Below are 23,263 nucleotides of genomic sequence, written 5' to 3'. Positions count from 1 at the left end.
TTTACTGCTCCTTTACATTAGTTACAACTATAATATTAACTCTTCTATTTTTAGCTCGACCTTCATCCGTATCATTTTTAGCTATAGGTCTATACTCTCCACATCCCTGAGCTGAAAACCTTTGAGGATTTAAAATCTTTTTACTACCAAGAAAATAATCCAATACGCTTAATGCTCTAGCAGAAGATAGGTGCCAGTTATTTGGCATAGCTGGTGTATTAATTGGTATATTATCTGTATGCCCTTCAATTATAATCTTATTATCTACCTTTCCAATTAAGTCACTAACCTTATCTAATACTGTTTTACTATCTGACCTTAGTTCTGCTTTTCCAGTATCAAAAAGAACCGAGTCTTTCATCTGGATATTAAGACCTTTTTCATCTTCATATATTTGAACATCATTCTCTAAATCATTTTCCTTAATGTAAGTTAATACATCCTCTAAAATTTCCAAGTCTTCATTTTCTTGAATGTCCTCCACGGTAAGCTGTGGCTTTCCAACTATAGGTACATCCCCACTACTTGAATTAAATTCAAGTATGGACCTATCAGCCTTACCACTAAAAACACTTTGCATAGCTACAGCTATCTGCTGAAATTTTTGTGAGTCTATAGTTGATAGTGAATAAAGTAAAACAAAGAAGGTTAATAGCAAAGTAACAGTATCTGCATAAGTAGCTAACCACCCATCAGTTTTTATGTCTTTCTTGGCCATAATTATTCACCTACTCTCCTTGATTAACACTACTTAAATACTTTACTCTATCCTCTGGTGATAAATATACTATCATTTTATCTTCAATTACCCTTGGGTTTACTCCTGATTGTATAGAAAGTACTCCTTCAATCATCATTTCCATTTGGTTTACTTCATTAGATGTTTTATAATTTAGCTTTCCTGCTATAGGAAGTACAACTAAGTTAGCAAGCATTGAACNNCTTACCCATACCTGATGCTAAGTTGTCTGCATCTGATAAGTTAGCAAGCATTTGTATAAGTCCAATTAATGTTCCAATCATACCCATGGCTGGAGCATATGCTCCCCAAGTTGTGAACATAGATGCTGCATCTTCATGTCTTTTTTCTAATTCTTTAATTTCTAAAGTCATAATTTCTCTAATAGATTCAGGCTCAATACCGTCAACTATCATATTTAAACCTTTTTTAACAAACTCGTTATTAATCTCTTGTATATCTTCTTCTAAAGAAAGTAGTCCATCTCTTCTAGCTTTTTTAGATAAATTAACAAATAGTGCAATATTATCTACCTTAGATGTTCCATCTTCTTTGAAAGCCTGTGCTGCAACCTTGATAAATCTTTTTATTTCATTCATTGGATAAGACATTAAAAGTGCACCGAAGGACCCTCCTACTGTTATAGCTAAGGATGGTACATCAAAGAATAACTTTAATGATCCTCCATTTAGCATTCCATAAAATACAAGAACAATTGCAATCACAAAACCTATAGCTGTTAACATATCATTCTTCTTCATTGCTTTCCTCCAACCGTACATTTGCCCAGTATTTTCGTCTAAACTCTATAACCTTATCAACTATTTCTTTAGAACTTTCTTTAACTAAATACTTTTTTCCATTGACTAAGGTAATTACTGTCTCTGGGATTTCTTCAATTTTTTCAATGTGATTACTATTAAGAATAAATTTGTTTCCATTTAAGGGATTAACCTCTATCATATTCTCCTATACCTCCTATGATATAGTAAATTTACTTAAGCTAAGATCAATATAAGCACCGTCTTAGCCTAAGGAAAATCACATTTACATATTTAAATAAGTTATCTTTTTAAATTTACAAGTTCTTGTAGTATTTCATCTGCAGTGGTGATAATTTTACCGCAAGCCTGGAAAGAACGAGTTGCAACTATCATATCTGTAAACTGTGCAGATAAATCGACATTTGACATCTCTAAGAATCCATTTAAAACTTGTCCATAAGCCTTGCCATTGTCTTCTCTTCCACCTAAAGCAGCTTTATCAACATATTTACCAACTCTAGCTAATGGATTTCCTGAGTTTGCTGAAGGAGAGTACATATTATTTCCCTTTTGCTCAAGACCTTCATTGTTGGTAAATGATGCCATGGCAACTTGTCCAAGAACAGTAGTACTACCATCAGCAAGGACAGCCTTAATTAATCCATCATTTTCTATAGAGAAACCTTGAATTCTAACATCTTCTCTTCTTCCTGTTGGATTTCCACCAGCATCTACTTCTGGATTTCCATCTTTATCAGTTACCAGCTTAGAAACAGTCTCTGGTATTTTAAGTGGTACTAATTCATTTTGATTAGNNATTTAAGTTTTCAGATTCTCCATCTACATAGTTAACTATTCCACCTAATGGAGATGTTGCTGTTCCATCACTTATAGCATAACCCATAATTCTATATCCATTAGAATTTAGAAGATTTCCCTTACTATCTACCTTAAATGAACCATCTCTTGTATAAAAACTTTCTAAAGTTGTAGATTCCATACTTTGATCTGGATTAACTGTTATTGTGCCATTTTCTTTTCCTTTAGCTACTATAAAATATCCTGTTCCATCTACAGCTACATCATAAGGTCTTCCTGTTGGTTGCAGACTTCCTTGAGCCATATTTGTTACTATACTTTGTATAGAAACTCCCATACCAACTCTAGAAGGGTTAACTCCTCCTAAGTTTAATCCTGGACCTGACGCTCCCTTATAACTTTGATACATACTATCTTGAAAAGTAACTGAAGATGATTTAAAGGAAGTAGTTCCTGAGTTGGCCACATTATTTCCTATTACATCTAACTTTTTTTGATTTGCTCCTAAACCTGATATCCCTGAGTACATTGAATTTAGCATATTATACTATCCCTCCGATTCTGTATTTTTAATATATTTTTATTAGCTTTTTACTCCAATTACAGAGTCAAATAAGTAATCTCTAACTTCCATTTTTCCATCCACTTCAACTTCAACCTTAAGCTTGATGCCTTCTGCATCCCTATATACTTCTAAAACTTTCCCTGTAATACTCTTAGGTTCAACTGGCTTTTCTTCTTCCTTGCCATCTCCCTTAGGCTTTTCTACAGATGTATCTGCTGGTAGTGCTATTTCAACAATCTTACCCATCAATGTTACTGCATTAGAGAAGGTTAAGTTATCCATGTTTGGATCTCCTGAATCAATGACATCTGTAACTTGACTATATTCATAATCTGTATATTTTCCATCTACACCTTCCACAGTAACATAAACGTCTCCCTTATGTTTATACACAGCCCTAACTACGCCACACTGAGGTACTCCATTAGCATCTAATGCATCTAAAGCTACAAATTTTCCAGTTAATCCTTGTGCAGAAGAAAGAGTCATTGTGGAATTTAATGAACTCATCTGTTCAAGGGTTGTAAATTGAGCTAACTGTGAGACATATGCAGTAGTATCTTGTGATTGAGTTGGATCCTGATTAGAAAGCTCAGCAGCTAATATTTTAAAGAAAGAATTTTTGTCAAGTTCTGCCCCTGGTTTTACAATAGGTGTACCATTTTTAGTTTTGTTTCCTTCAACCCAAGGTGCTGTTGTATTATTAGTTGATATTGCCATTTCATCATCTCCTAAACTAGTAAATCTATCTCATTAGAGGCTTTCACATTAGCTTCAGATATAACATCCTCTTCAACTATATTCACCTCTGAACCTTGTCTACCCTTTTCACTACCTCTTTGTCCACCATTTTCATATGCTTTGCCTTGGCTGTTTTCATGAGCAAAATAGGTAGTATCCTCTTCATAAAGTCCTATATCTACTGATTGTATTTTTATGTTGTTTCCATTTAACTTTTCATTTATGTCCTTAAGTCCTAAAGCTAACATCTCTACGGTTTCCTTTGATGTAGCCTTAATCATTGCCTTTAAAGCACCTTGTTCCATACTTACGGATATGGATATTTCACCTAACTCTTTAGGATAAATCTTTACAGTTAAATCCTTAATTCCATTTTTATCCATGTATGATAGAGCTTTTATCACATCATTATTAACATCACTCTTTGTAATAGCTATAGGCTTTTCACTAGATACTTCTCCTGATTTTTGCACACTATTTTCAAAGTATGACATAAAATCAGCAGCTCTTGTAACCTTTGAATCCTTCTCTTCACCATTAATTACTTTATTCAAAATAGCTGTTTCCTTTGAAAATTTACTATCTTTACTGCTACTTTCTTCATTATCGTCTACTCCAGCTACTACACTACTTTTTTCTATAACATTAGTTTCCAGTTCTATTCTTCTAGGTATATTTAAAGGCTCATCTTCTTTGTAAGCATCCTTCATTGAAACTATTTTTTGTAACTGACTTATTAGATCATCATTATCTATACCTTCTTCTGATGTTAATAGTTTCATAAGACTTTCACTACTATTGTCTAGCTCAGTAATATCTTCATTAATTAAAGTTAATAACTCTGTAAGTTTATTTTTCATGTCACTATTAATTGATGCTTCCCTTAATAATTCTAATAGGCCATTTGCCTTTTTTTCACTTCCTAAAAGGTCTAATAAAGGTTGTAGTTCCACTTTACCTTCATTTCCACTAATAAGGTCAGAAGAAACCGTTTCAGCCTTAGAAGTATCCTCCTTATTCAAAAGATCTATTATTAGATTTATTAGTGACTGCATATCTTCTGAGGTAATTAGCTTTTCATCTTCATGAACTTCCTCAGAGCTCACTATGTAATCCTTCGAAGGCTCTTCAACTTTTTCTTGCTTAATAGAATTTACTGATTTAGTTTTAGAGCTTTCATTATCTGTACTGTAGTTTTTAAGTTCCTTAGAAAATTCCTTATTGGAATATCCTTTATTGCCTTCAGACTTCTTAACTTTTTCACTAGTACCACTACCTTTATACAGGTCATTTCCAACACTAAATTGTGCCATTTCCATCAAATTTATCGCCTCCCACACTCACGTATAAATCCATAAAGTGCAAATTCATCGTTTTGAATTTGTTCTATTCGATTTTCTTCTTTTATAAATGCTACCTGATCCTTATCTTTTAATATGCCTACAATCTTTTTATTTACTTGAGCAGTAACTAATTCTTTCCTAGTGTGCTTCACTCTTTCTTCATCAGTTTTAAGCTTTTCTTGTGTAATATCAATAGTACTATTTAATAGATTTAAATAATGATGTTGAATTTTTCTTTCAGTTACACTCATGTTATTACTCACAGTAGAGTATCTTTGGAAGCTATCCTCTAGATTTTTAAGCTCTTCTTCTACTCTGTTCTTTTCCCTTAGAGCCTCCATAAAAACTATTTTTTTACCATCTTCTTCTTTTTCTCTTAAGTCCAATAACCTTTGTAATTTAAATTTATAAGTTTGTCCCAAAATTTACACCACCTTTATTTAAACATATTAATAAGCATGTCTTTACTAGCTTCAATTTCGCAACCTTCTTTTATTTCTTGAGTTAAAAATCCATTTATACTATCTATATACTCAATGGCCATATCTATTTTAGAATTACTTCCCTTTACATAAGCTCCTAGATTTATTAAGTCTTCTGCTTCTTTATAAGAGGCCATTAAATCTCTAGCAAGGGAAGCAGCCTTTATATGGATTTCCTCTGCAATTTCTGGCATAAGTCTGGATACACTTTTAAGTACATCTATGGCTGGATAATGATTTTTAGTAGCTAACTCACGGCTTAAGACAATATGTCCATCTAAAATACCTCTTACCGCATCTGCAATGGGTTCATTAAAATCATCTCCATCAACAAGGACGGTATAAAAAGCTGTAATAGATCCTTTGTCAGACATACCGCTACGCTCAAGAAGTTTAGGTAACATTGCAAAAACCGAAGGAGTATATCCTTTAGTAGCTGGAGGCTCTCCTATGGCAAGTCCAATTTCCCTTTGTGCCATAGCAAAACGTGTTACTGAGTCCATCATAAGAATAACCTTTAATCCTTTATCTCTAAAGTACTCCGCAATAGCTGTTGCTGTAAATGCACCCTTTAGCCTAACAAGTGCTGGTTGATCAGAAGTAGCACATACTACTACAGATTTCTTTAACCCTTCTGGACCTAGATCTTTTTCTATAAAATCTAAAACCTCTCTACCTCTTTCTCCTATTAGGGATATCACATTTACATCAGCCTTAGCTTCTCTAGCAATCATTCCCAGTGTAGTACTTTTTCCTACCCCTGAACCAGCAAAGATACCAATTCTTTGTCCTTCACCACAAGTAAGAAATCCATCTATGGCTCTTACCCCTGTAGGAAGAACTTCTTTAATCCTTCTTCTTTTCAATGGGTCTGGTGGCATAGCTTCCAAGGGATAATTCTTATAAAGGGACAATTCCTTTTCATCTAAAGGATTTCCAATTCCATCTAAAACTCTTCCTAAAAGTTCATCTGAACACTTTATACTTAACTGCTTTCCTGTCCTCTCTACTCTGCATCCAGGAGATATACCTATTAAGTTTCCAAGGGGCATAAGAATTAGATTTCCATCTTTAAAACCTACTACTTCACAGACTATAGTTTTATTTTCCTCATTATATATATGGAAAATTTCCCCTACAAAACCCTTAACTCCTTTTACTTCAATGGTAAGACCTATAATGTTTTTAACTACGCCTTCCATATGATTAAAATTTGTTTTATTAATATTTTTTTCGATGTCTCCTATATTCAAATTAATCATAATACCATCTTCCTCTATGCTTCCATGAGAATTTCCTTTAGTTTCTCTATACTCCCCTTAATAGTAAAGGTGGTTTTTCCATCATCCTTTTCAACAACTAAGGTTCCATACTCTAAATAATTATCCTGTAAAACCACTACTTCTCCTCTGATGCCCATACTATGCTTGAATTCTTCTATCTTTGTCTCTATTTCTTCTAAATAGTTAGGTGCTACCCTTATAATTATCATCTTGGCATTTTTCTCTTCAGATAGGATGTTGAAAAGTAATCCATTTAGTGCTTCTTTACTTTCCAACTCCTTTTTAAGCATATTTTCTACGGCATTTACAATAATTTTTCTAATGCCCATCTCCTTAGACTTAAGAAATTTATCATACTCTTCCTTAGCTTGATAAAGAATAAAATTTGCATTTTGGATTATTTCTTCACCTTTTTTTACTCCTTCATCATAAGCCTTGTCAAAGCCTTCTCTATAACCGATACTATGGCCTTCTTCATAACCCTTGTTAAATCCATCTTCCTTGGCTTCATATAGAAGCTCTTCTACTTTTTCCTTTGCATTTGCAAGAATAGCTTCCTCTTCTTTATGGGCATTTTCAACTATTTCTTCACCCTTTTTCTTTAGTTTTAGATACTCCTCCATGCTCCTAGGATTAGTATCCTCAAACTCTATGGTCTCTTCTATTATTGGAGCTGGCTCTATATAAAAGTCTGTATCTATTGCCTTCGTTCCACTTTCACATACATTAACACTTTTTATTACCCTATAAGATGAGTGCATCGTCTCCACCTCTTACAATTGTTATTTCTCCCGCTTCATCTAGTCTTCTAATTAAAGCAACAATTTTTTGTTGAGCTTTTTCAACATCCATAAGTCTTACAGGTCCTAAGAATTCCATATCTTCTTTCAATGTAGCTGCTGCACGTTTTGAAAGGTTTCTTGATATAGTTTCTATTACTTGTTCTGAAGTACCCTTTAGAGCCATACATAGCTCCTTATTATCAACTTCACGTAAAATTCTTTGAATTTCCACATCATTGATAGTAATAATATCCTCAAATACAAACATAGATTCCTTAACTTTATCTGCAAGTTCCATATCTTCCCTTTCAAGACCTTCTGTAATGTTTTTCTCTGTAGTCCTATCAACTTGGTTAAGTATATTAACTAAAGATTGAACTCCTCCTATAACACTACTTTCACTAGTAACCACTGAAGATAACTTACTATTTAATACCTCTTCAATTTCCTTCACTACCACCGGATATATATTACTCATAGTAGCAACTCTAAAAGCAACTTCACTTTGTAATTCAGATGGAAGTGCAGACATTATCTGACCCGCTTTGTCAGGCTGTAGATGACAAAGTATTAATGCTATAGTCTGAGGATGTTCTCCTGAAATTACATTCATAAGCTGAGTTGCATCAGCTTTTCTAGCAATAGAAAAAGGTCTAAACTGCTGTGAAAACTCNNCTTTTGAGTTCCTAAAGCTTTAGATAAAACGCTCCTAGCATACTCTACTCCACCTTCAAGAATATAATCCTTAGCCTTATTTAATTCCATAAACTCATCTAAAATAGCTTGTCTATCCTCAGCTTTAACCGATGACATATTAGCAATCTCATAGGTTATCTTTTGTATATCTCTTTCATTTAATCTTTTTATTATCGCTGCAGATGCATCTGGTCCCAAAGAGATAAATAATATTGCTGCCTTTTGAATACCTGTAAATTTTTCTGTTTTAGCCATTACTATCTCCCTTCTTCATCAGTCATCCATGATTTTATAATATCAGCTACCTGTTCTGGTTTCTTTTCTGCATATTTTTTAACTTCTTTCATGATCTTTTCTCTTTCAGTTTCTGCTTCTAAATCTAAATCTTTATATAAATCAGCCACTGTTTCTAAAGTTTCATCTCCTACAACTACATCTAGTCCTTCTATAGCCTCTTCCTCTTCATCATCATCTTCTTTTCTCTTACTTCTAATAATAGAAACAACTACAATAATAAGTATAAGTGCTATAACTGCCCCTACTCCTAAAGCAATAAGCTTAATCTTTCTAGATTTTGCTTCTGCTTCCTTCATAGCGTTAATTTCTTCTTCTGCTTGTGTTTTATAATCATCATTAAAGTCTAAGCTTTCAACTGAAATTCCATCACCTCGTGCCTCATCAAAACCAATGGCATCAGATACTAAATTTTTTATAGTATTCTTAGTTGCATTATCTATATCTCCATTTACAACAACAGATGTGGTAATTCTCTCCACTTGACCTGGTGCCTTCACAACTGTTTCTTCACTCTTAGTATTATTATAATTTCTTGTTTCCTCTGAATAGCCTGCTTTTTCAGTATCTTTTTCTGCATCTTGCTCATTAGTCATATTATTATCCACAGTACTTCCTGAAGTANNAGTATTTTCAGTACCCTTACTATTGTCTTTAATAATATGCTCACTTACTACTGCAGATCCCTTTGGATCATATGTAACATTATTCTGCTTTACAGCGTCAAAATTAAGTTGTGCATTTACAGATACTTTTATATTATCTTTATAAATTGGTTCTAATACATTTAAGATTTTCTTTTCATATTCTTTTTCAACTTTTTTAGTTGAATCAATTTGATTTTCTGTACTAGTAGCCTGGGTTCCTTTTTCATTATCAAACAAACCCTCCGTTAATAACTTTAGATTATCTGATACTATTGTAACGTCTTCCTTATCTAAGTTTTCCACACTACCTGTTACTAAGTGTACAATAGCTTTAACTTGCTCTGGTGAAAGTTCATTTCCTGGCACTAACTTTACCGTTACTGAAGCACTAGCAGGAGTTGGTTTAGTTACAAAGGCTGAGTTGTTTGGTAAAACTAAATTCACTTTTGCAGCCTCAACTTCTTCAAAACCCTTTATAGTTCTTTCAAGTTCTCCAGAAAGTGCTCTTTGATACATTATTCTTGATTCTTCATCTGTAGCCCCAATGCTACCCTCATCAAAAAGTTCAAAGCCTTGGCTTCCTTCTGTTATTTGAACCTCTGATAGCATTTCCATTCTCAGTTTATCTACTTGAGACTTTTCAACTAAGATTGAATTTCCTTCTATTTTATACTTAGTTCCTTTACCTTCTAAATTGGCTATAATCTTTCCTGAATCTTGGGAATCCATATTTAAAAATAAAACTGTATACTTTGGTTTAAGTGATACATAAAGTAGTGTTCCTACTGCTATAAAAGTCACCACCGCAATTATCACTAAAGCTATCTTCCTAGTTTTCGACATGGAATTCCACTTATCTTTTATCTTCTTCATTAGCTCCGATAGCTTACTCATCTAATCCTTACCCCCATTATACTTGCATATTATTAAATTCCTTATAAGCATCAACTAGCTTATTTCTTATTTGAATAGCAAGCTCTAGGGACATAGATGCCTCTTCTGTAGCTAATACTACTTCATGGATACTTTTTTCTCCTGCAATATATCCTGTTACATTGTTATCTGCTTCAACTTGTAGATCGTTGACCTTCTGCAATTCATCCTTTATAACAGCTGCAAATCCTGTGCCACTTGAAGCGCTATTCTCTTCAGTATCCTTTTCTTTTACCCCATAAATTTCCCTTATCTCATTTTGAAAAATTGTTGCATTTGATATGTAATTGTTCATCATAAAGTACTACTCCCATCTTTTATTTACCTATTTCTAAAGTTTTTAAAAACATACTTTTTTGTGCATTCATTGCATTGACATTGGCTTCATAAGCTCTACTTGATGCTATTAACTCCACCATTTCATTGGAGATATTTACATTTGGCATAGTTACAAATCCTTCTTCATCCGCATCTGGATGACTTGGATTATATACTTTAATAAGTTCTGATTCATCATCTACAATGCCAACTGCTTTAACCCCATTTAACTTGTCCTCTACTTTTCCATTACTTTTATTGTAGGCTTCCTTTAAGTTCTCTTGAAACATAGCAATTTTTCTCACATAAGGTTTCCCATCTTCTCCTCTAGTAGTTCCTGCATTAACAATATTAGAAGAGATAGTATCCATTCTTAATCTTTCTGCAGTAAGACCACTAGCTGAAATTCTCATTCCTCTAAATGCCTCCACTTTTAGTTCCCTCCTTTTATAACTCTACTTGTACTATTTAGCTTTCCACTGGCAAATCTAACTAAAGACTCATACATCATAGTATTAGCAGCTTGACTTGTCATTTCCGTTTCAATATCTACGTTATTTCCATCTTCTCGCATAGATGCACTGTCATCTTTTTTAACTTGTACATCTTTGCTTCCAATGCCTATATGTCTTTCATTTGTAGTTTTTAAATTACCATTAGCTGTTGACTCTTCCATAACCTGTTCAAAGGGAACATAATATCTCTTATAGTTTTTTATATTTACATTTGCAATATTATTAGCAATAACCTTATTAGCCTGAACAGTTACATTCATAGATTTTTTCAATAATCCATATACTTCATTTTGTGACATTTTATACCTCCATTTTCCACTAAAACATACTTGATGTTTATAAATTAGACATAAATACTTAAATCCCTTCTTTTTTTTGTTAGTTATACGATTTTTTATTTATTTTATATACTTTAAACTTACTTTAAATAGAAATAAATCTACAAATTTCATCATTAGTAAAAAATAGTATGGTAGAGATTGAATAATAATGGCTACATGTTATTTTATGTAAAATAATCATTGTAAAACACGAAACTGAGTAATTGTTTATAATCCAGTATATTTTACAAAATCCTTTGTAATTTTTTATAATAAATTGTAAAATTTATATAATAAAAAGCTACTCAAAAAGAGTAGCTTTTAATTACAACAAGGTTAAAATAAAAATATTATTTACTTCTATAATACCTAAAACAAAAAGTATACTTACTCTTTGGCAACTGGCTGGCATACCCTTAGGCTTAGCCCCTACAGCTTTGCGTCACTAACTTTCGTCAATTTTGCCTATTTAATTTTTTCACATATCTGCATTATATACTATATTTTTCTTCCATTCAACCTTTTAAACGTAAATTATTTACTTTTTACTTAAAATTCCTTATTTACTACATGAAATTTCTTTTCTCTACCTATTAGGATATACATTGCTCAATATTTGTAGAATATCCTGTGGAAATTCATTGCTTTGAGCCATCATAGCCATACCTGATTCCACTAAAATTGAATTTTTAGCATATTCAACCATTTCTAATGCTATATCAGCACCAGTAATTTCACCTTCTGCTCCTTCTACCTTACCTACTATTTCACTGGTATAATCCGCAGTCGACTCCATTCTATTACTTAGAGCTCCATACTTTCCTCTTCCAGAATTCAGCTTATCTATAGCATCATCTAATCGTTCTAACCCATCATTTATATTCTCTACACTTATTTTGTTACTACCATCAGCATTCACCAGTCCTAATCCAGTGGATGTGAAATTATATGTTGGCAGTTTAGTTATATAATCACTAGTTGCTCCAATAAGTAGATCCACTGTATCACCCGGATTATTTTTATCAGCTAACAGTTTTACACCATTCATCTCCGTATTATTTGCAGTATAAGTTATATGCTCTAGGTTCTGATCTATTTCCCTTTGAATAACTGCTTTATCTTCTGATGTAGTTGCTCCTCCAACTTGAACCATAAGTTCTCTAGCCCTTTGCAAGGATTCACTTATACTTTGCATACCACCATCCATGGTTTGCATAAGACTTACACTATCTTGAATATTTCTAGTGGCCATTTGAAGACCTCTAATCTCTAACTTCAACTTATCACTCTTAGCCTTAGCATTAGGATTATCTCTATAGGTCTGTATCTTATTACCTGAACTAATACTACCATAAGCCTTAGACTGAGCTACTAAATTTTTAGTATAGCTATTAAATATCCTCATAGCGGACATATTTCTACTTAATCTCATCATCTCACTCCTTACACAAAAATTACCACGGGGTCTGACCCAAAGGAAAAAAATTCCTTGGGGTCTGACCCCGTGGAATAAAATCCCATTTATTCAAACTATGTTTACTTTAAATTCATTTTACTTATCGTTACTTTTTATTAATAACTTTATGATTAGCAAAAAGCATTAACAGCTATTTTTAGCCATTAATACTTTTTCATTCTTTCACAAGTGCCTGTCACCAAATTTAATTGAAAAAATTACCACGGGGTCTGACCCCGTGGAATAATTATACTGTAAATTTATTTATAATACCTTGTAGTTCATCTATAATATTTACCAATCCTTCACTACTATTAGCTATTTCTTCGATACTTGCTGATTGTTCTTCTATAGCTGCTGAAGCTTCCTCAGTTCCTGCTGCATTTTCTTCTGCTATAGCCGATAAATTTTGCATTAGATCTACAAGCTTTTCTTTATTTTCATTCATTTTTTCTGATGATTCATTAAGCTTATCTATAACATTATTAGTTATCTCTATAGAGTTTGATATCCTATGAAATTTTTCTTCAGTTTTTTCTACACTTTCAGATTGGGAATCAATTATTCCTTTTACTTCTTTCATTCTATTTACTGCATTTTCAGATTTTAATTTCAACTCCTCTATTACAGTTTTAATTTCTCCTGTAAAATTATTAGATTCTTCAGCAAGTTTTCTTATCTCTTCTGCTACTACAGAAAAGCCTCTTCCATGCTCACCTGCCCTTGCTGCTTCAATAGCTGCATTCAAAGCAAGTAGGTTTGTTTGTTCTGATATAGATTGAATCATTGTACTTGCCTTTTCTATCTTTTCTGCACTTTCGTTATTACTTATTATAATTTCATACACCTGGTTAGAAGCATTATTACTTTCTCCCGTTTTTAGTACTAAATCTTTTAATATAATAAAGCCTTCTTCTTTTTCCTTTTCTATATCCTTTGCTGCGTTGTTTAATTCCTCTGTATATTCTTTATTCTCTTCTAGTAAACTACCCATTTCTTCTACACTTAAAGCTGCTTCTCCTGTATCTTGAGCTTGGCTACTTGCTCCACTAGCTATATTTTCTATNNCTATAGTTCTTGATATCTCTTCAGAAGCTATGGCTGATTGCTCCGCTGTTGCTGTTAGTTCCTGGGAAGTTGCTATTACCTTCTCTGCACCTTCTGAAGTTTTAATAACAAAGTCTCTTACATTGTCCTCCATAACCTTAAGAGAATTTGCCATAACACCTATTTCATTTTTCCTTTTCAAATAATTCAATGTTTCATCTTTTTCATTAAATTTAAAATCTAAATTTGATTGTTTTTTTATAGTATTAGTTAAAGCAACTATAGGTTTTGTAATTGATGCTCCTAAGCTATAGCTTATTGCAACAGATATAAGCAGTCCAATAACTATTACTATAACTACCGATTTTATGGTAGATAATACCCCTTCATTATATATATCTAAAATTGATTCTACAGATTTACCAACATAATAAATACCTATGACTTCATTATTATCACCAAAAATAGGTACATATTTTGTCATATACTTTTCACCTAAAATATCAGCTTCTCCAAAGTATTCATTACCCTTTGAAATCTCTTCATAGGCTTTACCACTAGCATCCAATTTTGTTCCAATAATTCGTTCCCCTTTATCATCTCTAATTGTGGTCAATACTCTCACATAATCCTCACCAGACTTAGCAAAGACAGTGGCAAGTATATCCATACCTTCTGATAATTTGTCAATATACTCATAGTCACCATCAATTGGCTTACCATTAGAGTCTATAAGTTTCCCATCAGCATTTAGACTTAATGTACCAAACTGTTCCTTAAGATAAATATCTAGCATACTATAACCGGAACCTATTGTTTGCTCAAATTGTTTGTTTATAATATTTTTAGTAATACTAAATGACTTAAAAAGTCCCATAAACATCATAGACAACGAAATAATTATAATAATAGTAAGAATAATAATAGTTATTTTCCATTTTAAGCTTTTCATAAATTTAATCCCCTCTGTCACAAAATTTTAGCAATGTATAATTAAAATTATTAATATTATCGATATTTATTATAATAACTTTATAGTTTTCTATAAATTTTATGACATTTTAAAAGCATTAACAGCTATTTTTAGCCATTAATGCTTTTTATGTTCTTATGTTTTTAGCTTTTTATGTTCTTCCTAGAATAAACCCTTGATATAGCTAGGCTTGAATCTCCTAGATGACCACTGTGCCTTTATAAAAATAATTCTGGTTCTTTTCTACATATAAAATTATTTTCTAATTCTTCTTTATGCTTTAAATATCCAATATCATCAAAATATTTTGCCTCTACAGGACATTTTTTAATACATGCACAGCATTTAATACAAATTCCATTAACTTTAGTCACATCTTCAAGATCAACAGAGCTCATGGGACAAACACTAGCACAAAGTTTACAATCTATACAACTATCCTTAGTTTTTGGCTTCACCTTTCTTATATCAATAGGCTCTCCCTTTTCATCCCTTGGCATATAATAATTTCTATAAGGCTTGTATCCATTTATTAATACACCCTTTGCTCCATCTTCATCAATAAGCTTACTATAAATTTTATCAGCAAACCTTCTAACTATATCCATATCCTTTTCATCAGGTCTATTCTTAGCCAAGATTTTAGAAAAAGAATGTTGTCCTATAAATCCAGCCCCTGCAATAACCGTAAACCCATCTAGTTCTAATATATCCCTTAACTCTATCAAAGCATCATCATAATTTCTATTTCCATAAACCACCACTGCAACAGCCAAAGCACCATTACCCTTAATAGAATTTATATACTTTAAAAGCACATTAGGCACTCGCCCTGCATAAACTGGAACTCCTACAATAACAATATCATCCTTTGAAAAAGATACATATTTCTCCCTTATCTTTGGTAAGGTAAAATCAATATTATTTATACTTTCCTTTAAGTTCATAACTTCTGAAAGTCCTTTTGCTATACCCGATATTACCTTCTTAGTTGTATCTGTAGCACTAAAATATAATGTGTTTAGTTTATAATGCAAAAATTATCACCTCTTAATGAATGAAAGACTAGTATGAAGATTCCATAGTATTATATTGAGTTACGTTTAACCCAGCAAAATTAGCTTAATTAAAGATCTTGAGTCATAATATATTCGGAAATTCTAAAATCTAGCTCTGTATCAATATCTATCGAGCTTTCTCTACTCATAATATATGCTCTACTTTTCTTTCCGTAGAAATCCCTTTCGCTTAAATATTTTTCAACATTAGATATATATATTGAACCATTTATACGATAGTATTTTTTGTCATCTTGCCTTCGAGTTGCACTGTTTTTATTTATAAAACCTTCTAAAGATAAACTATCACTCAATGTATTATATATACTTAAAGAATGTTCAGCTTCACAAACACTTACTACAGAATCTACTTTGTTTTCTATTAATAAATCTACTGATTTTTTTATGTCTAAAGCTTTTCTTAGGGGTGAAGTAGGTTGTAGCAACATAAAATAATCATATACTTTCCCTAGCTCCTTTAATCTTTGAATTGTATACACAATCATATCTGCACTACTAGCTATGTCACTAGCTAATTCATCTGGTCTTAAAAATGGTATACTTGCTCCATATCTTTTAGATATACTTGCATACTCTTCTGAATCAGTAGAAACAACTATATCGGTAAATATATCACTTTCAATAGCAGCTTCAATGGTATATGCTATTAATGGCTTATCATTTAATAATTTTATATTTTTATTCCTTAGCCCCTTAGAACCGCTTCTTGCAGGTATTATTGCTAGAATTTTTTTATCTTTATACATTTAATCACCTACATAAATTTTTTAGTTAATTTAAATCATAAAAAATTTTTTTCATATTTATGTCTTTAAATAATTCTTTTGTCATCACTTCAATTATTTTACTAGTAGTATTCCCATCTCCATATGGGTTTACTATTTGCTGAATTTCATCTAAAAATTCTTTACTTAATGCTTTATTAATACCATTCAAAATTTTATCTTCTTGTGACCTACAATTGATTATAGAGGCTGCTTGAATTCTCCCTTTTTGTCTATCCCCAATATTTATAGTTGGTCTCTTAAAGGTTGGAGCTTCTACTATTCCACTTGAAGAGTTCCCTATTACAAGTGAACAATATTTCATAGCACTTAGATATCTAAGTTGTCCCATTGAAGTAAAACTAATAACTCTCTCTTTATTATTCTGCACATACTCATCTATCATTTTATTTATTATTCTTCCATCACTGTCTGCATTAGCCTTTGTAATTATAAACTTCATATTTTTCATCTTAGATAATGAATTTAATAGTTCTTTAAATTGTTTTTGTGCAGTACCTTTCTCTAAAGTTACAGGATGAAAAGTTACAAGTCCATAGGGTTTATCTAGTTTGAATTTTATATTTTCTTCTAATTCAGACTTTGTTAATAAATCCATAGATACTATATTTTCAATTCCTATAGCTCCTACATTAAATACTCTTTCAGGGCTTTCCCCTAATTGTATAACACGTTTTCTATATTCTTCATTAGCTGTAAAATGAAGATAACTCATTTTAGTTATACAATGCCTAAAAGCTTCATCAAAAGCTCCTTCTGTAGTTTCTCCACCACATAGGTGTACTAAAGGTATTTTAGCAATACTTGCAGCTGTCACTGCACCAAAAATCTCATATCTATCCCCTAATACTACAACAGCATCTGGATTAATTCTGCTAAAAACTTCTGAAAAACTAATAATTGTTAACCCTAAAGTTTTACTTATACCAATAGCTGAATCTGAACTCATTAATACTTCAACCTTTTCATCAATAATCATTTCATCATTTTCAATTTCTTTATATGTATAACCAAATTCAGGAGACAGATGTGCGCCAGTAACTATTAATTTAACTTCAAATTCATCACAATTTTTCAGCTTAATTATCAAAGGTCTCAACAATCCATATTCCGCTCTAGTACCTGTTACAATAGCTATTCTTTTCATATTTCTATCATCTCATCTTCTTCATAATTTCTTGAAGCAGTCATTCCTACAACCTCATCCCATCTCATTGGCGAAATACCAGTACCTGGTCTTTTTACAGTTAAATTTTCTTCTGTAAATACTTGACCTTCTTTTATCTTAATTCTTGCAACAATACTTTTTCTAGCTATACCTTTATTCTTAATTTCAGATTTACTTGGTTTCTTAATCCCATTTCCTAGTGCAATTTCTATATTTCTTATTGCCTTAACCATATTCTTTAACTCATTAGGATCTAAACTAGCAACATGATCAGGACCTTCCATGGTTTTATCTAAAGTAAAGTGTTTTTCTATTACTTCTGCTCCTAATGCTACTGCAGCTACCGGCACTTCTATACCTAAAGTATGATCTGAATATCCAACCTTAACATTATAATTATCTTTAATTGTATTCATAGCTTTAAGATTTACATCTTCCATAGGTGTGGGATATTCTGTGTTACAATGAAGTACGGTTATATCCTCTACCCCCATAGATTTAAGTAATATAAGTGCATCACTTATCTCTTCTTCATTACACATACCTGTAGAGATTATAATTTTTTTCCCTGTCTGAGCTACTTTTCTCAAATAAGGAAGATTGGTAATTTCCCCTGATGGAATTTTAAATGCACTAATTCCTAGCTCATTTAAAAAACTAACACTTTCTAAATCAAAAGGTGTTGAAAGAAATTCTATTCCCTTTACATTGCAATAATCCCTTATCTTTTTAAACTCATCAAAACTAAGTTCTAATTTCTTTACCATCTCAAGTTGACTTTCTTTTTTTCTAGTGTTATTTTCTTGGTATTCTGCCATTCTTGCAAATTTAGATACTCCTAATTCAGCTATAAATGTTTGGAATTTAATTGCATCTACTCCAGCATCTACAGCTACATCTACCATTTTATACGCTAGTTCAATGCTCCCATTATGATTCACTCCTGCTTCAGCTATAATGTATACACTTTTTTTAGACATGTTACCACCTCCTATATTTCAGTAGCTCTTCTAGATATTACTGTAGTTTCTTCCTTTACATCTTTAACAGTTACGGCTCCTAACCCTACAATACTATTTTTCCCTATCTTCAGCCCTTGCTTGATTGAACTTCCAGATCCGATAAGAACTTCTGATTCTACCTCTACATTTCCTGATATGGATACTAGAGGGTTTATTACACAGAAGTCTTTTATTTTAACGTCATGACCTATGGTACAATTTAGATTTATTAAATTAAAATTATTTATTTCTACATCAACTGTAATATTAACTCCAGCTGCTATTATATTTCCCATTCCTAATTTCAATTTAGATTTTGACATAATATTTGCAGATGGTGAAATAATATTAGGATATACCACATTATTAAACTTAGATGTTAAATTATATATCTTTTTTTTAATATGCGGTGTCCCTATTGGAATCACTACACCTACTTCTTTAAATTTTGATATATACTCTCCAAAATAATTATCTGATGTAACTACTTTCTCACAATCAAAGTCCATTCCTATCAAATCGTCATTTTCTCCTACATATCCTAAAAAATCATACACATTAACTTGATTAACTCTATTAATCTCGTCAATTATACTTCTAACTTCCTTAGAAATACCTGAAGTTCCAAATATCAATAATGGTAACCCTTTCCACAAACTCATTTTAATGCCTCATTTCTAAATTTATTTATACCATTAACCTTTTAGCCATATTTTCCATTTCATCTGGTTGTCCCATATCCATCCAAGCTCTCTCTGTTATAGGATAAACTCCAACTTTCATTCCTTTATCCATACATTCTTTTGCTATATCAGGTAAGTGAATAAATGTATCCTTTTTTATTAACTGTAGTGCCTCAGGCTCTATTATGTACATTCCTGTATTAGTTAAAAATGAATACTCAGGTTTTTCTACCATACTCTGTATATTACCTTCGTTATTTAAGTTAACTACCCCATAAGGTATTACCATATTTTTAACTGCACATACCATAGTAATAAAATTTTTATTTTCTTTATGATAATCATACATAGCTTCATAATCACTATCTATTAATATATCACAGTTAGATACAAAAAATGTGCTCTTTATTTTATCTTTAAGAAAATAAAGGCTTCCTCCAGTACCTAGTGGTTTATCTTCTTCTANNTTATTATAATTTTTAACTACTTCTTCAAAATATGCTTTAATCATATTTTTCTTATAATTAACGGTTAAATAATATTCATTACATCCAAATTCTTTGAATCTATTAATTATTCTTTCTACTATAGGTATATCACCAATAGGTATAAGAGGCTTAGGTAAAATTTTAGTGTAAGGATATAATCTAGTGCCTAGCCCTCCAGCCATAATTACTACTGGTATATCTAATGAAGGCTTCTTCTCAACACTAGCCATATCCAAGTCATTCCAAAATATTATTGATTTTACTTCGCCTTCAGTACTAACTACAGGTATAGAACTAATTGAATATTTCTTCATAAGTCTTTTAGCTTTATATCTCTCTGTTTCTGTTATATATTTAGGCGAATAGTTAGCAATTTCTTTTACAGGTGCCGACAAATCCCCATTCTTTAAAATCCATCTTCTTATATCACCATCTGTAAGTACAGCCCTTAACTTATTATCTTGTGTTATAAGTAAAACCTGCTTGGCAGTTTTATCTAAAACCTTAGCAGCTTGTCTTATATTTATATCTTCATTTATCATTATATCCTGAATATTCATAGTTATATCTCCCCATACTTAATAATGCTTTAAATACTACTTAAAACATTAATAATATAATTAACTTCTTCTTCTGTTAAATTGCTACTACATGGAATATTTATTACATTTTCTAAATAATAATTAGCTCTATCTATTTTATAAGCTCTTGATTCTCTATAAGGTTTTTGAGTATGAATTAAATTCCATATTGGTCTTACTTGTATATTTTTTTCTTTAAGGTATGGAATAATTTCTTTTACTTTTAATGGATATATATCTTTATTTATTAATAAAGAATAAAACCAATAATTAGGTTGTATATTTTTATTAAAATCAAGCATTGTTAATCCTTTAGTATTTTTCAATCCATTATTATATAACTCATAATTTCTTTTCTTAATTTCTATAAACTTATCTAGTTGTTCTAATTGTGCAACTCCTAGTGCAGCTTGTAAATTAGTCATTCGATAATTATATCCTATCTCATCATGTATATAGTAAAGTTCATCATCTTTAGCTTGAGTAGAGATGTATTTTCCTTTTGCTAAAAGTTCCGGATGATTGGATACCATCATCCCACCTCCACCAGTGGTAATTATTTTATTTCCATTAAATGAGTACACCCCAAAATCGCCTATAGTTCCAGCATACTTTCCAATGTATTTTCCTGAGATAAATTTAGTTCCTAATGCTTCTGTTGCATCCTCTATAACTTTAATATTATATTTTTCTGCAATGTCCATTATCATCTCTATATTTACACTATTACCAAAAACATGAACTACAATTATAGCTTTTATATGCTTCCTATTAAGCTTATTTATTAATTTTCCATCAATAAATTCACACTCTTCTTCACAAAACATTTTTAGTTTATTAGCATCCATTGTCAATGAATCATCACAATCCATAAATATAGGTTCTGCTCCAATATATCTAACAGGATTTACTGCTGCAATAAATGTCAATGTAGGAACTATGACTTCATCTCCAGCATCTACTCCACTTAAAATTAGTGATAAATGAATACCAGCAGTTCCACTTTGACAAGCAACAGCAGATTCAATATTAAGATATTTAGCTATGCTATCCTCAAATTCATTTATATATGATCCACCAGTAGATACCCATTCTTTTTCTACCGCATCCACAACATATTTTAATTCATTTCCTTTTAAATTAGGTACTGAAAGTGGAATAAACTTTTTCACCTAGTTCATCTCCTTTGCTTAAATATTATATATGTCGGCTTTATACTTTGCTAAGTTCTCTGGTTTTCTAAACCATTCTATAGTTTCTCTAATTCCTTCTTCAAAAGTATAACTAGGCGACCAATCTGTTAACTTCTTAATTTTTTCATTTGAACCTAATAATCTATTTACTTCACTTTTATCAGGTCTTAATCTTTGGTCATCACATACTATTTTGGCGTTGGGATTTATTTGTCTTATCATTTCCTCAGCCAGTCTTCCTATGGATATTTCATCTTGAGTAGCTATGTTTATTTCTTCCCCTATGGTTCTATCGGATTTAGCAATTTCTATAAACCCTCTTGCTGTATCCTTAACAAAATTAAAGTCTCTTGTAGGTGTTAAAGAACCTAATTTTATTTCAGTTTCTCCAGACAGTAATTGTGTTATTATTGTTGGAATAACAGCTCTAGCTGATTGTCTTGGACCGTATGTATTAAATGGTCTAACAATAGAAATTGGCATATTAAAGCTTCTATAAAAAGATTCCGCTAACCTATCTGCACCTATCTTAGTTGCTGAATAAGGAGATTGACCTTGATATGGGTGCAATTCGTCTATAGGAACATATTGAGCTGTTCCATAAACTTCTGACGTAGAAGTCACTAGTATCCTCTCAGTTTCTAAATCTCTTGCTGCTTGTAATACATTCAAAGTTCCTTTTATATTAGTATCAACATAAGAATCTGGTGAATGATAGCTAAAAGGAATTGCGATTAAAGCTGCAAGATGAAATACTTCATCTACTCCTTTCATAGCCTCTCTAACCCCATTAGGATCTCTTATATCTCCCGTAAATACTTCAATTTCCTTTAATTTATCTTTAGACAATGTATCTAGCCAACCCCATGAATTAAATGAATTATAATATGTAAATGCCTTAATATCATAACCTTCTTCTAAAAGTGTTTCAGTAAGATGACTTCCAATAAATCCGTCTGCTCCTGTTATTAATATCTTTTTACCCATCTAATACACCTCATTAACTTAATTGTTCTATAACTTTATTTATTTCTGGTATAATCTCATATTCAAACATATCACTCATTAATATGAAATCATTGTTTTTTAGTGCTTCTAATATCTCTTTAAGAATTTCATTGAATTTTTCTACATTAATACAATTACTATTTATATTTATAGCTTCTGTCATGAATATTTGTATATATTCAAGTATACTTTCAAATACTTGAGTATTTATTTTACCTCCGTTATTTCTTATTTCTTCATTGTTTATACTAATAAGTTCTACTAAATTTTCTGCAAATTCCTTAATATTCACTATAATTTTCTCCTTTACATATAGATTCTCTTTCATTTTTTATATATTTTAATGCATATTCAGCTTCATTTAACAAGTTTGAATAAAGTATTTTACTTTTTTCATATATCTTCTTAGCCTTACTTAACTCTGTATCTTCATTGCTAATTTTATAATCTGGATTATATAAAACTATATTAGTAGTACCTGCAAATAAATATTCTATAAATTTAATTTCTTTAGGTATTTCTCTTATAAAATTATCTACATCTTCTAAAACCTTTAATGA

General features: G+C 31.4%; 23 protein-coding genes, 3 pseudogenes and 1 riboswitch. All 26 genes and pseudogenes read right to left on the bottom strand.

The genetic code is table 11. The features are described from left to right. Position 1: 1 nt before the first annotated feature. Positions 2-718, bottom strand: a complete 717-nt coding sequence (locus B2671_RS07945) for an OmpA family protein (RefSeq protein WP_346869925.1) — start codon at positions 716-718, stop codon at positions 2-4. A gap of 10 nt (positions 719-728) precedes the next feature. Next, positions 729-1,500, bottom strand: a pseudogene (locus B2671_RS07940) (motility protein A). Continuing rightward, positions 1,487-1,702, bottom strand: a complete 216-nt coding sequence (locus B2671_RS07935; RefSeq protein ID WP_346847892.1) for a flagellar FlbD family protein — start codon at positions 1,700-1,702, stop codon at positions 1,487-1,489. Before B2671_RS07935 ends, B2671_RS07940 begins: the two are co-directional and overlap by 14 nt. 101 nt (positions 1,703-1,803) lie before the next feature. Beyond that, positions 1,804-2,863: pseudogene (locus tag B2671_RS07930) on the bottom strand (flagellar hook-basal body complex protein). A 42-nt stretch (positions 2,864-2,905) separates the two neighbouring features. Beyond that, positions 2,906-3,607, bottom strand: a complete 702-nt coding sequence (locus B2671_RS07925) for a flagellar hook capping FlgD N-terminal domain-containing protein (protein ID WP_346869924.1) — start codon at positions 3,605-3,607, stop codon at positions 2,906-2,908. Positions 3,608-3,618: 11 nt separating this feature from the next. Continuing rightward, entirely contained in the window at positions 3,619-4,947 is a 1,329-nt protein-coding gene (locus B2671_RS07920) for a flagellar hook-length control protein FliK (RefSeq protein ID WP_346869965.1), read from the bottom strand. A 5-nt stretch (positions 4,948-4,952) separates the two neighbouring features. Then, positions 4,953-5,393: a flagellar export protein FliJ gene (gene fliJ / locus B2671_RS07915; RefSeq protein WP_346869923.1), complete on the bottom strand. Its 441-nt coding sequence runs from the start codon at positions 5,391-5,393 to the stop codon at positions 4,953-4,955. A gap of 14 nt (positions 5,394-5,407) precedes the next feature. Beyond that, on the bottom strand, positions 5,408-6,715 hold the full coding sequence (gene fliI / locus B2671_RS07910) for a flagellar protein export ATPase FliI (protein ID WP_346869922.1): 1,308 nt from the start codon (positions 6,713-6,715) through the stop codon (positions 5,408-5,410). A 14-nt stretch (positions 6,716-6,729) separates the two neighbouring features. Next, a complete protein-coding gene (locus B2671_RS07905) occupies positions 6,730-7,497 on the bottom strand; it encodes a hypothetical protein (protein WP_346869921.1) in 768 nt (255 codons plus the stop codon). Then, a pseudogene (gene fliG, locus B2671_RS07900) lies at positions 7,481-8,469 on the bottom strand (flagellar motor switch protein FliG). Before fliG ends, B2671_RS07905 begins: the two are co-directional and overlap by 17 nt. Positions 8,470-8,471: 2 nt before the next feature. Beyond that, entirely contained in the window at positions 8,472-10,049 is a 1,578-nt protein-coding gene (fliF, locus tag B2671_RS07895) for a flagellar basal-body MS-ring/collar protein FliF (RefSeq protein ID WP_346869920.1), read from the bottom strand. Between the two features lie 16 nt (positions 10,050-10,065). After that, entirely contained in the window at positions 10,066-10,386 is a 321-nt protein-coding gene (gene fliE, locus B2671_RS07890) for a flagellar hook-basal body complex protein FliE (RefSeq protein WP_346869919.1), read from the bottom strand. A gap of 19 nt (positions 10,387-10,405) precedes the next feature. Beyond that, positions 10,406-10,837 carry a flagellar basal body rod protein FlgC gene (gene flgC, locus B2671_RS07885; RefSeq protein WP_346869918.1) on the bottom strand — a complete coding sequence of 144 codons (432 nt, stop codon included), beginning with the start codon at positions 10,835-10,837 and terminating at the stop codon, positions 10,406-10,408. 2 nt (positions 10,838-10,839) lie between these two features. Further along, positions 10,840-11,220 (bottom strand): flagellar basal body rod protein FlgB, encoded by a 381-nt coding sequence (flgB, locus tag B2671_RS07880; RefSeq protein ID WP_346869917.1) that lies wholly within the window; start codon positions 11,218-11,220, stop codon positions 10,840-10,842. A 414-nt stretch (positions 11,221-11,634) separates the two neighbouring features. After that, positions 11,635-11,717, bottom strand: a riboswitch (cyclic di-GMP riboswitch). Positions 11,718-11,827: 110 nt separating this feature from the next. Next, positions 11,828-12,673 carry a flagellin gene (locus B2671_RS07875; protein WP_346869916.1) on the bottom strand — a complete coding sequence of 282 codons (846 nt, stop codon included), beginning with the start codon at positions 12,671-12,673 and terminating at the stop codon, positions 11,828-11,830. A 271-nt stretch (positions 12,674-12,944) separates the two neighbouring features. After that, positions 12,945-14,540, bottom strand: a complete 1,596-nt coding sequence (locus B2671_RS07870; RefSeq protein ID WP_422653229.1) for a methyl-accepting chemotaxis protein — start codon at positions 14,538-14,540, stop codon at positions 12,945-12,947. Positions 14,541-14,935: 395 nt separating this feature from the next. Then, positions 14,936-15,754, bottom strand: coding sequence for an EFR1 family ferrodoxin (locus tag B2671_RS07865; protein ID WP_346869914.1), 819 nt, complete (start codon positions 15,752-15,754; stop codon positions 14,936-14,938). 89 nt (positions 15,755-15,843) lie between these two features. After that, positions 15,844-16,542, bottom strand: a complete 699-nt coding sequence (locus tag B2671_RS07860; RefSeq protein ID WP_346869913.1) for an acylneuraminate cytidylyltransferase family protein — start codon at positions 16,540-16,542, stop codon at positions 15,844-15,846. Between the two features lie 25 nt (positions 16,543-16,567). Beyond that, positions 16,568-17,728: a UDP-N-acetylglucosamine 2-epimerase gene (gene neuC / locus B2671_RS07855; RefSeq protein ID WP_346869912.1), complete on the bottom strand. Its 1,161-nt coding sequence runs from the start codon at positions 17,726-17,728 to the stop codon at positions 16,568-16,570. After that, positions 17,725-18,729: an N-acetylneuraminate synthase gene (gene neuB, locus B2671_RS07850; RefSeq protein WP_346869911.1), complete on the bottom strand. Its 1,005-nt coding sequence runs from the start codon at positions 18,727-18,729 to the stop codon at positions 17,725-17,727. The genes neuC and neuB overlap by 4 nt, the downstream gene beginning before the upstream one ends. 11 nt (positions 18,730-18,740) lie before the next feature. Beyond that, a complete protein-coding gene (locus tag B2671_RS07845; RefSeq protein WP_346869910.1) occupies positions 18,741-19,412 on the bottom strand; it encodes an acetyltransferase in 672 nt (223 codons plus the stop codon). A 25-nt stretch (positions 19,413-19,437) separates the two neighbouring features. Beyond that, positions 19,438-20,481, bottom strand: a complete 1,044-nt coding sequence (locus tag B2671_RS07840; protein WP_346869909.1) for a nucleotidyltransferase family protein — start codon at positions 20,479-20,481, stop codon at positions 19,438-19,440. Between the two features lie 29 nt (positions 20,482-20,510). Further along, positions 20,511-21,674 carry a LegC family aminotransferase gene (locus B2671_RS07835; protein ID WP_346869908.1) on the bottom strand — a complete coding sequence of 388 codons (1,164 nt, stop codon included), beginning with the start codon at positions 21,672-21,674 and terminating at the stop codon, positions 20,511-20,513. A gap of 18 nt (positions 21,675-21,692) precedes the next feature. Further along, the gene (locus B2671_RS07830) at positions 21,693-22,682 is read right to left on the bottom strand and encodes an NAD-dependent 4,6-dehydratase LegB (protein WP_346869907.1); all 990 of its coding nucleotides are present in this window, start codon (positions 22,680-22,682) and stop codon (positions 21,693-21,695) included. Positions 22,683-22,695: 13 nt separating this feature from the next. Then, a complete protein-coding gene (locus tag B2671_RS07825) occupies positions 22,696-22,995 on the bottom strand; it encodes a hypothetical protein (protein WP_346869906.1) in 300 nt (99 codons plus the stop codon). After that, on the bottom strand, positions 22,985-23,263 hold a 279-nt coding region (locus B2671_RS07820; protein WP_346869905.1), incomplete at its 5' end, for a hypothetical protein. The genes B2671_RS07820 and B2671_RS07825, both read right to left, overlap by 11 nt.

It is taken from the genome of Clostridium sp. UBA5119, from assembly GCF_002414285.1.
Classification (GTDB): domain Bacteria; phylum Bacillota; class Clostridia; order Clostridiales; family Clostridiaceae; genus Clostridium_J; species Clostridium_J sulfidigenes.
The sequence above is the reverse complement of the archived record's forward strand: the minus strand, read 5'-3'. Positions and strand labels throughout refer to the sequence as shown.

What these genes read in the sequence shown, in the direction of transcription:
- B2671_RS07945 (WP_346869925.1), bottom strand. Translation starts at nt 718, where the DNA reads ATGGCCAAGAAAGACATAAAAACTGATGGGTGGTTAGCTACTTATGCA.
- B2671_RS07935 (WP_346847892.1), bottom strand. Translation starts at nt 1,702, where the DNA reads ATGATAGAGGTTAATCCCTTAAATGGAAACAAATTTATTCTTAATAGT.
- B2671_RS07925 (WP_346869924.1), bottom strand. Translation starts at nt 3,607, where the DNA reads ATGGCAATATCAACTAATAATACAACAGCACCTTGGGTTGAAGGAAAC.
- B2671_RS07920 (WP_346869965.1), bottom strand. Translation starts at nt 4,947, where the DNA reads ATGGAAATGGCACAATTTAGTGTTGGAAATGACCTGTATAAAGGTAGT.
- fliI (WP_346869922.1), bottom strand. Translation starts at nt 6,715, where the DNA reads ATGATTAATTTGAATATAGGAGACATCGAAAAAAATATTAATAAAACA.
- B2671_RS07905 (WP_346869921.1), bottom strand. Translation starts at nt 7,497, where the DNA reads ATGCACTCATCTTATAGGGTAATAAAAAGTGTTAATGTATGTGAAAGT.
- fliE (WP_346869919.1), bottom strand. Translation starts at nt 10,386, where the DNA reads ATGATGAACAATTACATATCAAATGCAACAATTTTTCAAAATGAGATA.
- flgB (WP_346869917.1), bottom strand. Translation starts at nt 11,220, where the DNA reads ATGTCACAAAATGAAGTATATGGATTATTGAAAAAATCTATGAATGTA.
- B2671_RS07875 (WP_346869916.1), bottom strand. Translation starts at nt 12,673, where the DNA reads ATGAGATTAAGTAGAAATATGTCCGCTATGAGGATATTTAATAGCTAT.
- B2671_RS07860 (WP_346869913.1), bottom strand. Translation starts at nt 16,542, where the DNA reads ATGTATAAAGATAAAAAAATTCTAGCAATAATACCTGCAAGAAGCGGT.
- neuC (WP_346869912.1), bottom strand. Translation starts at nt 17,728, where the DNA reads ATGAAAAGAATAGCTATTGTAACAGGTACTAGAGCGGAATATGGATTG.
- neuB (WP_346869911.1), bottom strand. Translation starts at nt 18,729, where the DNA reads ATGTCTAAAAAAAGTGTATACATTATAGCTGAAGCAGGAGTGAATCAT.
- B2671_RS07845 (WP_346869910.1), bottom strand. Translation starts at nt 19,412, where the DNA reads ATGAGTTTGTGGAAAGGGTTACCATTATTGATATTTGGAACTTCAGGT.
- B2671_RS07830 (WP_346869907.1), bottom strand. Translation starts at nt 22,682, where the DNA reads ATGGGTAAAAAGATATTAATAACAGGAGCAGACGGATTTATTGGAAGT.